Annotated in this window: 8 protein-coding genes, 3 pseudogenes and 1 other annotated feature; of the genes and pseudogenes, 1 reads left to right on the plus strand and 10 read right to left on the minus strand. The window is 61.4% G+C overall.

Annotated elements, in window-relative coordinates; translation table 11 throughout:
- Positions 1-609: 609 nt before the first annotated feature.
- The gene (locus ABIB06_RS10735) at positions 610-900 is read right to left on the minus strand and encodes a nuclear transport factor 2 family protein (RefSeq protein ID WP_354068964.1); all 291 of its coding nucleotides are present in this window, start codon (positions 898-900) and stop codon (positions 610-612) included.
- A gap of 15 nt (positions 901-915) precedes the next feature.
- Between ABIB06_RS10735 and ABIB06_RS10740 the strand changes: the two are divergent.
- A pseudogene (locus ABIB06_RS10740) lies at positions 916-1,695 on the plus strand (IS3 family transposase); the annotation flags it as partial.
- A gap of 55 nt (positions 1,696-1,750) precedes the next feature.
- Here the strand turns inward: ABIB06_RS10740 and ABIB06_RS10745 are convergent.
- From ABIB06_RS10745 to ABIB06_RS10785, 9 genes and pseudogenes are all read right to left on the minus strand, one after another.
- Positions 1,751-2,035: pseudogene (locus ABIB06_RS10745) on the minus strand (aldehyde dehydrogenase family protein); the annotation flags it as partial.
- A gap of 145 nt (positions 2,036-2,180) precedes the next feature.
- Positions 2,181-3,412 (minus strand): IS3 family transposase gene (locus tag ABIB06_RS10750; RefSeq protein WP_354068962.1). Its coding sequence is split into 2 segments (ribosomal slippage): positions 2,181-3,121 and positions 3,121-3,412, totalling 1,233 coding nucleotides; the frame shifts between segments, so codons are not numbered across the junction.
- Positions 3,012-3,128: a sequence feature (AL1L pseudoknot), on the minus strand. Its footprint overlaps the gene before it by 117 nt.
- A gap of 470 nt (positions 3,413-3,882) precedes the next feature.
- Entirely contained in the window at positions 3,883-5,073 is a 1,191-nt protein-coding gene (locus ABIB06_RS10755) for an LPD7 domain-containing protein (protein ID WP_354068960.1), read from the minus strand.
- The gene (locus ABIB06_RS10760; RefSeq protein ID WP_247314914.1) at positions 5,045-6,991 is read right to left on the minus strand and encodes a type IV secretory system conjugative DNA transfer family protein; all 1,947 of its coding nucleotides are present in this window, start codon (positions 6,989-6,991) and stop codon (positions 5,045-5,047) included. Before ABIB06_RS10760 ends, ABIB06_RS10755 begins: the two co-directional genes overlap by 29 nt.
- A pseudogene (gene virB11, locus ABIB06_RS10765) lies at positions 6,957-7,984 on the minus strand (P-type DNA transfer ATPase VirB11). Before virB11 ends, ABIB06_RS10760 begins: the two are co-directional and overlap by 35 nt.
- Complete coding sequence (gene virB10 / locus ABIB06_RS10770) at positions 7,981-9,126, minus strand: type IV secretion system protein VirB10 (protein ID WP_354068955.1); 1,146 nt, start codon at positions 9,124-9,126, stop codon at positions 7,981-7,983. The pseudogene virB11 and the gene virB10 overlap by 4 nt, the downstream one beginning before the upstream one ends.
- A 12-nt stretch (positions 9,127-9,138) precedes the next feature.
- Entirely contained in the window at positions 9,139-9,990 is an 852-nt protein-coding gene (virB9, locus tag ABIB06_RS10775; protein ID WP_354068953.1) for a P-type conjugative transfer protein VirB9, read from the minus strand.
- Positions 9,987-10,658 carry a VirB8 family type IV secretion system protein gene (locus ABIB06_RS10780; protein WP_354068951.1) on the minus strand — a complete coding sequence of 224 codons (672 nt, stop codon included), beginning with the start codon at positions 10,656-10,658 and terminating at the stop codon, positions 9,987-9,989. Before ABIB06_RS10780 ends, virB9 begins: the two co-directional genes overlap by 4 nt.
- Before the next feature lie 352 nt (positions 10,659-11,010).
- Positions 11,011-11,997 carry a TrbL/VirB6 family protein gene (locus tag ABIB06_RS10785; RefSeq protein WP_354068949.1) on the minus strand — a complete coding sequence of 329 codons (987 nt, stop codon included), beginning with the start codon at positions 11,995-11,997 and terminating at the stop codon, positions 11,011-11,013.
- Between the last annotated feature and the right edge of the window lies 1 nt (position 11,998).

An 11,998-nucleotide genomic window follows, 5' to 3' on the forward strand; every position in this document is an offset into this window, starting at 1 on the left:
GGCGTCGCGTGAGGTTCCAGCTTCTTCAAGCCGACCTGCGTTGAAGCCTTGTGACCGACTTTTTCGTCGCCGGCCCCGTGGCCGACGATCGTCATCAACATCGCTTGTCGGCCGCTCGCGGCCTTCAGGGATTCTCGCCCAGTTTGTTCGCCGGTCCCCTGCGCCGAAGCGTCGGCGGGACCGGCACGTCGTGTCACCGCTGTTTACGTTTCCGCCCTGCTGTTGGAGAACTCAAAAAAAGAGCTCGGCGAAATACGCCGAGCTCTAGTGCGGCGCTGCGTTTCATCGAGCGCCGTGTACCCGGCGGGAGAAGCCGGATTCGCTGACAGACATCACCGCCCAATTCCCACCCTCGGACGATCCCTGGGATTTTCGATTGTTCGCCGTGAAGGCTGGTTGCCACAATTTAAAATGGTGGCAGTATTACTGATGCTTTGCCAATTTTTGGGACGCCTTCGATTTAAGCGCTCTACGCTTGAGGGTAGCGGTGAGAAACTTACCCCTTGCCTTCGGACACTCAGCGGATTGCTGGTCTCGAATTGGCATTTGGTTTTCAATCGGCTTTTTGCGTCTTTTCGGCATAAAAAGATTTCCTGATCAGACGATCTCCTAGGATGAGAGCCGCTCTTCAGTTCCTTCGTCCGAAACAAGATGATACGTCTTGGCAACGATCAACCAGGCTTCTGCTGCTTTCATGAATACAAGTTGATCAACGTAACTTTTGCCGGAAATCAGGATCGCCGCGGTCAGGGTTGCGCTGTCTTTCGATGGAATCGTTACGGAAATGAGCTTTTCGTCTCGCTTTGCATTTGCGCTTTGCGGAGCGACGCGATTGCGAACAATATCGAAATAATCCGCTATTGGAGTGACCGTCAGGGAGCCACCAGCAACGTAGAACATGCTAGCCGATCTGTGAAAGATGCGACCGAGCTTGCCAATGCTCGCAGGCGCTTCGGCTATCGCCGGCTGTTCGTCCTGCTGCGCCAACATGGCGAGCCGTCCGGGCTAAACCGAATCTACCGTCTCTATCGGGAGGAAGGCCTCAGCGTCCGCAAGCGCCGGACCCGCCGCCGCGCGGTGGGTGTTCGGGCGCCAATCCTGGTCGAGGCTCGGCCGAATGCCCGTTGGTCGCTGGATTTTGTCCATGACCAGTTCGCCAGTGGTCGCCGCTTCCGGATCCTGAACATCGTCGATGACGTGACCCGGGAATGCCTGGCGGCAATCCCCGACACCTCGCTCCCGGGACGGCGGGTGGCGCGCGAACTGACGGCGCTGATCGCCCGTCGCGGCAAGCCTGGCATGATCGTCTCGGACAACGGCACCGAGTTCACCTGCAACGCCATGCTGACCTGGTCGGAAGACCACCAGATCGCCTGGCACTTCATCGTACCGGGAAAGCCGATGCAGAACGGCTTCTGTGAAAGCTTCAACGGCCGGATGCGCGACGAGCTTCTCAACGAAACTCTGTTCTTAGGCCTCGATCACGCCCGGGCCAGAATTGCCGCTTGGGCCGCCGACTACAACAGCCAACGCCCGCATTCTTCGCTGGGCTACCTGACGCCTGCGGCCTATGCCGCCAACCTCACCGCAACGTGCGACCGGCTGCGCAACCCCGACCAGCTCCGCCGATCGCACGTTGCTCACCCCGCGCCAAACGGCGTAACATCCGCTGAGGCTCTAATCGCCACTGGATGAAACTTCGGAGGCAGGTCACTTTCACCTTCTTTGCTTCCAAGCCTTAGGACGAGCCCTACTGAAGCCCACCAATCAAAATATACTTAAGGTCGGTATATTCTTCGATCCCATGCCTCGACCCCTCCCGACCCAGTCCGGATTCCTTCACCCCGCCAAAAGGTGCGTTGTCGACGCTGAGATTGACCGAATTGATCCCGACCATTCCGTATTGCAAGGCTTCCGCGATACGGAATGCGCGCGATAGATCTCGGGTGTAGAAGTAAGACGCTAGTCCGGCTGGGCTGTCGTTCGATTGCTTAATCACGTCCGCTTCATGGCTGAACCTATACCGCCCGGACAACATGAGGGTCCACGTCGACTTCAAGCACTATTTCGATGGGAGCGCGGCGCAGTTGCCCCAATGCGTCGCCGATGACATTGAGCAGAAGTGGGAAGAAGCCGGCCACTGAACCGCCCCGGGTTTGCCGGAGGCCATTTGGTTTAAGTTATGCCGCCATGGCCGGCTGTTCCAGCATGGCGTAGTAGCGTTGCTCGGCTTCGGCTGGCGGTATGTTGCCGATGGGCTCCAAGAGCCGCCGGTTGTTGAACCAGTCGACCCATTCCAGCGTCGCGAACTCGACGGCCTCGAAGGTGCGCCATGGCCCGCGCCGATGGATCACCTCGGCCTTGTAGAGGCCGTTGATGGTTTCGGCGAGAGCGTTGTCATAGGAATCTCCGACGCTGCCGACAGAGGGCTCCACGCCGGCTTCGGCCAGGCGCTCGGTGTATTTGATAGAGACGTATTGGCTGCCCCTGTCGCTATGGTGCACGAGCCCGCCGCGATGGACCGGCCGTCGATCATGCAGTGCCTGCTCCAGCGCATCGAGCACAAAGCCCGCATGCGCCGTGCGCGAGGCTCGCCAGCCCACGATCCTGCGGGCATAGGCGTCGATCACAAAGGCGACGTAGACAAAGCCGGTCCAGGTCGCGACATAGGTGAAGTCGGAGAGCCAGAGAACGTTCGGCCTTGGCGCCTTGAACTGGCGGTTGACGTGATCCAGCGGGCATGGCGCGGCCTTGTCGCTGATCGTGGTCTTGACCGGTTTGCCGCGGATAACCCCTTGCAAACCCATGTCCCGCATCAGTCGCGACACCGTGCAACGGGCAACATCGAAGCCTTCACGCTTGAGCTGCCGCCAGACCTTGCGCGCGCCGTAGACGGAGAAGTTTTGATCGAAGACGCGCCGAACCTCAATCTTCAGCGCGGCGTCCTGCCTGGCGCGCGCCGACCGCTTGGCCGGATCGCGCCGTTTGGCCACATGGGCGTGATAGGTCGAGGGGGCGATCGGCAACACCTTGCAGATCGGCCCGACCCCATGCGCCCCACGATGATCGTCAATGAAGGCGATCATGGCTTGGACCGGCGGTCGAGCTCCGCCATCGCAAAATAAGCGCTCACCTTGCGCAGGATCTCGTTGGCCTGCCGAAGCTCGCGGTTCTCCCGCTCGAGCGCCTTCAGCTTCTCGGCCATGTCGGTCGGAACGCCGGCCCGCTGTCCGCTATCTACCTCGGCCTTCTTGACCCAGTCATGCAGCGTCTGCGGCGTGCAGCCGATCTTGGCCGCAATCGAGGTCACCGCCGCCCAGCGCGAGGGGTGCTCGCTCGCGTGATCCAGAACCATCCGAACCGCACGGGCCCGGACCTCGGGTGAAAACTTGTTCGTCGTCTTGCTCGTCATGGCTCCATCCTCTCAGGAGTTGGAGCCTCCGGCAAACCCGGGGCGGTTCACCACGTCGGGCGGCTCTGACCCAGATACAACAGTGAGGAAGCGGTTCTGTCGGGCGGCCTTCGAGACGCCTTTGGCCTCCGCCGCGACGAGTAGAGCAGATCACAATGCCGAGAGTGGTCTCGCCGACCTGCCGTCAAAAACACCGTTTGAAAAACCGTTTTAGTTCAGCCTACTCAAACGGTCTCTGTCGCTAAGGTCTTGATCTATATGGTGGGCGCACCAGGGCTCGAACCTGGGACCCGCTGATTAAGAGTCAGCTGTCCTGAACAGCGGGTGTTTACGTGACAGCCCAACGCCTAAAGCAACTGCTTGCTATCTCGTACCGAGATCACGCACGAGCGTGCAGCCAGTATGGCTTGGAAACTTTAGCACCATTTGCTGACGGTTTCGCAGTAATCGCTAGACCGTCCGGCCGATCCTCACCGCTCTTGTCCTTGAGTTCTAATACGCTCACTATTTGGGTCTCGACGGATATCGTCTTTGTCATTTCCGGATCGGCTGCGAGTTTGCATCGATTCCATAACGTTCGCTCGCGCAAAAAGATGTCCGTGCTCGAGGTGCTGGGAGATTCGCTCCCGTGCCACTCCAGCAAGCTTTTGTCGTGCACGCTCATTGTCCGGGAATGCGCGTTCTAAAGCTCTCTCAATGATCGCCATTTGCGATTGAGCTGTCACAAGGGCGGGATCACGCGCGGCCGTCTGCCGGTCGGCTGAGCGAAACGTCTCCGCTGTCACCCGCCAGCGGTTACGCAGCACCTGCCGTCGCTCGACATGCGCCTGCCCGTTGGCGGCGTCAATCACCTTGATTGTCTTTGTGACCTGTTCGACGCCGTCCCTCCGCACCTGAACGCGATCGCCGGGCTTCGCGTCGCTGTCGGCGGTCGCCTTTTCGAGACCGACGCCCCACACCTGATGCCGACGGCCGCTGTCGAGCTCGATCGCCACGTAGGCGGTTTTCTCGGCATCGTTTTGATTGCGATACGGTGCCTGGCCAACCTCGATCAAGCGTCCCGAGACACCTTTGTCGTAGTCAAGTCTCTCTGCGCGCCCATCTTTGTCAGAAACCGGACTAGGCCCTGTCTCCAGACTTCGCGGTTGCGTTCGTTTCCAGACGTCTTGCCGGTCGGCGAGCGTCTGCCTGTCGAGTTCGGTCGGCTGATAGCCCCGCACCTGCATGCCGCGTGCGCTGGCCTCGAGCCACGCCTCACGACGGAATTCCACGGAGCCACGGACCTCGAGAGACGTCCATTGCCGATGTTGCGCCACGCTGACCATGTCGCGGATCACCTCGGCCGCCGCGTGGCGCGTGACCAGGCGGTCGTCGGCGACCTTGAACGCGAGATACTCGCCCTTATCGTCGGCATAAAGCCGGGCACCGCCGTTTGCCCCTTCTTTGCCGGGCTCGTTGACCGCAACGTAATATTTGCGGCGGATGCGATCGGGTAGCGCATTGTCACCCATCGCCGCGGAGGATGCATTTTCGGCCGATGCTGACTTCGCTGCGGATTCCTTGGCTGTGTTATCCGTGCCAGGATCGTGCCCTGTCCGCTCTCGCCGTTTGAAGCTGAAGTCCTGGCTGTTCTCACGCGTGTTGTTCATGTTGCCGTCCATTATGCTTCCGGCTTGCCCGTCGCGCCGGCGGGATGGCCTGAGCGTCGATGTAATTCAGGGTCCAGGCTTTCATGTCGTCCTCGGACAACCCTTCAAGGTCGACGTCCACGTCTCCGAAATCGAAACTAGCGTTGGCGGGAATTGTGGACGGGTCAGCCACCTCCTCATCCGTCATCGGCCGGGCCCGGAACACCGCCCGCAACTCGGCGACCTCAGAGCGAAGCACCTTGATCTCTGCATCGAGGAGCGCGTTTGAACGTCCTTTGGGCAATTCCGGGGCCGGCACCGGCAGCAATCGCTTCAGGAACGCCTTGTCTTCGTAGTATACGATCTTGTCGGCGATAACGGGCGGAATGCCGGTACCCAGAACGAACGCTTTGGATTTGGGAAGAAGCTTCAGCTCCTGCGGCAGCATGAGGGCCCGACGATGCTCGGAGACCGTCTCGCTGGTCGAACGCATCGCCAGCCCTTTCGGTCCGCTGCGACTGCGCGCTTTCACGGTGTCGTACCCGATGCGTTCCGAAAGTTCATTGGCGACGTCCTGTTCCTTTGGGGCGAACACCACCTCGACAGCATGGTTGGTCATGAAGTTGCGGGCCGCGTCGGTCCCGTAAATCGCGCGTAACTGCGCCGGGCTCTGGACCACGGTAAGCAGGCGGATGCCGTATCCGGCGATGAACGCGACGGATTTCGCGAGCACATTGACATTGCCCAAGGCGGGAAACTCATCAAGCAGCAGCAAAAGCTTGCGATTGAGTTTTGGGTTCTGTTCCGGCAGTTCGCGGGTGTTGAGATCGACGACTTGCTGGAAAAACAGATTGAGAAGTGGCGCCATGCGGTCGAGATTGTCAGGCGTGACCCCGAGATAGATCGACATCGGCCGTTGCCGCAGTTGCCGCAAATCGAAATCATTGGCCGAAGTTGCGGCATCGATCCTGGGGTTGAGCCACAAACCCAGGCGCGCCGTCACGGTCTTGCGCACCGAGTTCATGGTGTTCTCGGAAGCGGCAAGGAAATCATTCAGTGCCGTGATGCAATGCCGGGAAGGAGGTGACGGACCTGACTTTCGCGCCGCGATGAGTTTATCGAAATGCGCCTTTAGGTCGGGGGCAGCGGACAGCTGGTGCAGGATCTCGCCGATCGTCAGGGGAAGGCCTGGAGTTTCCGCGACATAGCCTCCAACAGCGACAAAGGCCGAGCGGGCGGCCTCGAACCAGAACGGGTCGCCGCGGCTCTCCGCCGGAAACAGCATGACGGCAATGCGTTGCAGATCATCATAAAGATCCGCAGGATCGCTGCGCACGTAACCGAGCGGATTGTAGCGCGCGGTGCGTCCGTTCGCCTCAAGCGGGTCGAACAGATGGACCTCCTGAGCATGGGCCGCCCGAAACCCTGCAGAGCGATCCCAGTTCTCTTTCTTGACGTCGAGAACAACCGCCGAATCTGGCCAGTTCAGCAAATTGGGAATGACATAGCCGACGCCCTTGCCTGCCCGGGTCGGGGCATAGACGAGGACGTGTTCGGAACCTCCGAAACACAGTAGCGCACCGTCCTTGCGGCCGAGCAGGATGCCTTCAGTGGAACGCAAGCCCGCGGCCTTGATCTCCCGCTCTGAGGCAAAGCGCGCGCTGCCGTGAAGAGGCAGAGGACGGTGACGGAGCACAGCACCCAGCATTCCGAACACCACAACGACACCGGCAAGCGTCGCCAGCGTCAGCCACCGGTCGAAACGTGGGTCGGCGCCGTAACGCGGCCAGCCTGTGACGATCTCCGACCAGTGCAAGCCACCGTCGTGAAGCCGCAGCCCGAGCAGCAGAACATTCGAGGCGACCAGCAGAAACAGCGCGCAGGCCGCGAGAGCCAGCGCGATGCCCCGCGCCGCCTTAGCTGATGCGGTCGCGCTTGCGAACGGGGTCATAGTAAATCTCCGAGATGCGGTAGCGGCCGTCCCGCTTCTGCATCTGGATGACGACGTCCACGAGAAGCAGCAGCAGCGAGCGAATGTCGTCGCGATGAAGGTCGCGGCCTTCCGCGCTTTCCTTGACCAACAACGTCAGCTGCTCGAAGGCGAGCCGCGCGCTGTCGGCATGAACCGTTGTGATCGATCCTGGATGGCCTGAGTTGACATTTCTCAGATAGAAGAACGCCGTCCCGTCGCGTAGCTCCTGCAGCAGGATTCGATCCGGCCGCATCCGCAGGCAGGACTCCAGAAGTTCGCGCGGTCCAATTTTGGCAACGCCCTGCCCGTCGCGTAGAGTAGCCGCACGCAATTCTGATGCGGGATGACAAGCTCGGCGGTGTCCTCAATGGTGATGAGCCGCTCTTGTGCGGGGATCGCCGCGATCAACGCCTTAGATAGCGTCGTCTTTCCCGAACCGGTCGCCCCGGAAATGATGACGTTGCGGCGAGTTGAGACGGCAAGCTGGAGGAAGTCGCGCCAGGCGCCGGCATCTTTCAGCGCCAAAAGCCGATGCTCGTCGGCCGTGAGATCGTCATTGGCGACACGGACCTCATCGAACAGTTTTGTCCGCTCAAAGGCGTCCAGTGTCAGCGTCAAAGCCGACGGCTTGCGGATTGTGAGACTGACCGTGCCGGCTGGCACAGCCGGCGGGACGACGATTTGGCAGCGCTCCTCGCCGATCAGGGTGGTCGACACCACTGGATGCTCCGGACCGATGTCCTGACGGGTATGGCCGGCGGCCGCGGTCGCGAGATTTGAAAGATAGGCGTGTGTCAGAGTTGGCGCTTCGTGCCGGGTCCAGCCGCCAGGACCTTCCACGAAAATCTCGCCGGGGCGGTTGACGACGATTTCCGTCAGGGAGTTGTCTGCCAGAAATGGAGCCAGCGGCTCCAGATAGCGCGCCAGCACGAGCCAGCTGCCATCGCGTTCGACGGAGTGTACCGCGCTCACTTTGTCACCACGGCCGGGGCGGCGAGGCCCCCGGGGATGGTGCGGTCCAATATCTGCGTGCGGGTCTCGACCCGCCGCAGTTGATAGACCGAGGAGAAATCGACGTCGCGGGCGACAAAGATATTGACCAATTCGCCCTGATTCTTGTTGAGCGTCGGCGGAATGTTGATCGACTGCTCGACAGCGATACCGGCGGCGGTGTTGGTGGCGCCGGTGGTGTTGTTAATTTGGATGGAGCTGTCCTGCAGCTGCTGACGTCCGATCGAGGAGGCATCGCTAACGATCGACAGCAACAGCGCCGAGCCGAACCGTTCGAAGAAGTAGGTGTCGATGTCGCCGTCAAAACCGGCGCGGCCCAGAGCATCGGTGGCCGGCGAGGCCAGTGCCGCAATGACGCCGGTCGGTGTCTTGGCGCGGGTCCACAGCACGAACAGGCGTTTTGAACCGCGCCGAACATTGCCGCGATATTCGCCGACCACTTGTGTACCCTTTTCCATCAGCACCACGTTGCCGGAATCCGACATCACGTCCCGCACGACGACGCAGGAGACGAAGCCGGCCACGTCGGAGGACATTGCGGTTTCCAGCACGCACGGGATCGAGGTGCCCTGGGTAATGAGCAGGTTGCGGTTGGGAAGCCGCGCTGCGCGCACGCCCTCGATCGGGGTCGGCTTCAGCTTGTCGGCGAGGTCGTTGCGCGGCTCGCCCCGGCCAAATCCATAGGAATCGGTGACGACACTTCCGGTCACGCTGTCGTGGGCAGCACGCCCCGCAGAGATCGGCCGATTATAGGCCAGCACCGGCGCGCGCCGGGCACTTTCCAGAAGCTGGTCGGAAGCGAGCGCGGGGGCGGCTGGCGTGGCTGCGACCGGCGCGGCTCCAACTGAGGCCGTCGTGATCGGTGCGGGAGGTAGCTCCGGGATGGGCTCGAACGCCGCCGCCTGGCGGATCACCAGCTTGCGGGCGGAATCGCTGACGGGCTTATCACCTTTCCAGGTGCCCCAAATGATCAGAGCGGCAAATGCGGTGAGTGCCAGCGCGCCGAAGCCGCGTTTGAGCATTGCCGCTCGACCATTGTCCCCTCCTCCCACGGGCGTAATGCCACGGTCGCCGGCGATCGTCTCATCGTGATGTTCGGTCATGTCGCCGCTCGCCTATCGTGGCCTTGGGGTTGCTGGTGATTTCTTCGCCCGCCGCTCGATCGACGGGCTTGTTGTATTGGTGCCTGGGTTAATCCCCACGGGATCGAAGGCCTCGTTGAAAATGCAGAGTACGTTGTCGCCTTTGCGCAGCCGAAACTCGCGGGCTGTGGCATGAACGACCACGAGCTCGCCGCGGACATCCTTGGGCACCAGGCTTTCTGAGCCGTCCGAGTTGATCAGGTAGATCGCGGGGATTTCGCGGTTGCCCGCGAAGCGGAACGTGGTCTCCTTGCCGTCGTCGAATACGGCTTCGGGCTCGAGGTCGATCGAACCTTGCGCTGAAAAGCGCCAGTTGCGCGCGCCATAGGCATGATGCAGGTCAAAAGTCTGCTCGATCAGCGCGCCTTCCCGCTCGGCGCCGCGGGCGGCCGCCTCAGCGCGCCGGCGCTCGATCTCGTCGCCAGGATAGGCGAAGCGGACGACGAAGTAACTGTCCGCCAGTGTCGTCTCGGCGATCGATAATTCGAACTGATACGAGCGCTTCCGTCCGTCGGCGCGGGTGGTGACGACCTGCAGGTTGGTTGGTGGATGTTTTTCCCGCGGCTTGAGGAACAGGATCGAGCCTGCCGGTGCGACCTCCCATGCGATCGCGTCGCCGATCGCGACATGCGCGACCTCTTCATCATCGGCAAACAACACCTGGGTGGATGCCCGAATCACGCCATTGACCCGGACCACGTTGGCGGGATCGTAGGTCACCGTGCGCACCCGGGCATCATGTTGACCCGGTGAGGGCTGTTGCAGCGCCAGAGCCGGCCCGGCAAATCCCAGGGCAAAGGTCATCAAGAGAGCGAAGGATTTCATGGCACGACCTCCGGATCGGCGCGATATTCCGAGACCAGAAAGCCGAGCGGATTGATGAGACGGTCGGCGGAGGACATTGGCGCGTTGGCATAGGAAAACGTCAGGGTGGAGACCCAGTGGGTGATGCGGGTTTCCTCGCCCTTGCGGCTCTCCTTCATGAAACGCACCGAGGCGACATTGTCGGCCAGGAGCGAGATCGCCTTGATCCGCACCGTTGCGACCCCGAAACGGCCTTGAACAACTTGCGGGCTTTCGGGATTGGAACCGCGATACCAGGCTGCGAAACGGGCCTGTTCGCCTTGCCCTGAGAGGAGCGAAATGGTGCGGAAGTTGGTTTCGGCCTCTGGGTAGCTATAGCCCTCTCGCGCCCGAACGTAACGCCCGAGGAAATACTTGGTGACGGCCTCGTCATAGCGCGCCGGCGTTGAACCGAGGGCGGAGACGGTCTCCACAATGCCAGTGGCATTGTCGACCCGGATCACGAACGGCTCGACCGTCTTCAGCGGCGAGAGCGCTGCGACGGCACTGAGCGAGGCGACCGCCAACACGCTGGCGCCCCCGGCAATCACCCATGCCGTTCGCCGCGAGCGATGGGCCGAGAGCAACAAATCCTGTTCCCATCGACGCGCATTGTCGAAATAGGCCTTCAGGTCATCGTGACCGACCATCTCACGCCTCCTTGCCGCAGGAGCGGTAAGAGGCTGCAATGTCGGCCGGGTGGCCCGATGCAGCCAGTTGCGTGGTGGGCGCTGCCGGGCTGGTCTCGCCTTTGCGGATGACTGGTGCCGGCGCGGATGGTGGAGGTGGCGGCTCCGGTGTCGCCAATGGCGCGCCGGTTTCCCAATCCCATAACGAACGATTGAGCGGTCGGCGAGCTAGCCCGTCACATGACGGCGGTGCTTTTGACCAGATCGCGCAGCCGCCAAGCTGCCATGCGATGACGCAGATGATGAATAGTCGACGCCACATCGTTCTGATGCCCCTGTGTTTCTCTGTCGCCTGATGCCGGCGATCAATTGTTTAGGCCGCCGTAGTCCCCGGCGATTGAGTGCGCCGCATACTGCCGCCCTGGCGGCTGCCTCTTACGGCCGCGAGACCGCGGCTGGCTGACCAGCGCGCGCCGGCAAAAGCGCCGCTCGCTGCCGCCGTGGCATTGGCGATCATTGGGCTTGTGACCAGCCGGCTTGCGAGCGAAGCTCCACCCCCGGCGAGACCGCCTGCGATGACCGGCAGTTGAAGCGCGATGTATCCGGACAGACCGAGCACCGCGCTGATGGCGACCGCAGCTACCACCATCTCGCCGGCCGTACCGGCGTTTGCAGCGAACCTGTCGATGAAGCCGCTGACGGTGGTCAACATCAGCCCGACCAGAGCGACCACCAGCACCAGCAGGATCACGAAATTCGCGACCTGCCGAAGCCAAGCCTCCGTAAATGGGCGCGTGGCCTCAAATAGTCCAAGCGCAATGAAGAGCGGCCCAAGTGCGATCACGACGCCCAGACCAACTTTGGCATAGAGCAGGATGGCAAACTGCAAGAAGGAGCCAACCGCCACAAAGACCAGGAGAATGGCGGCAATCAGCGCTGGCGCGATGTTCGTCAGTCCGGCCTGTTTGTAGATCCTATTAGCGACGTCAATTCCTTTGGTCAGAAGCTGATCAAACGGAACTCCGGAATTGGTGTTGAGTCCGGCACCCGCCAATGCATTGCCAATCTCCTTCGGCAACGAATCGAAAAACAGCCCCGTGACGTATTGCTGAAACGCGCTTGAGTTGGTCGCTAGCAGCACCACGACTACGATCCGCATTGCCCGCCAGGCAAACTCCATGATTGGCTCGGAGATTGCGCCCCGCATCACCGCAAAGCCGTAGAGGATGACATAGAGCATCACGGCCGTGCGGAGAGGACCATCAATGTAGGAGGCAAGATTCGATACCGAGGTCGACACGAATGTCGTGATCGGCTGCTCGAACTCCTTCAGAAAGCTGTCAAAGACGTTTATGGCCATC

It is taken from the genome of Bradyrhizobium sp. LB8.2, assembly GCF_040548035.1.
Lineage (GTDB): Bacteria > Pseudomonadota > Alphaproteobacteria > Rhizobiales > Xanthobacteraceae > Bradyrhizobium.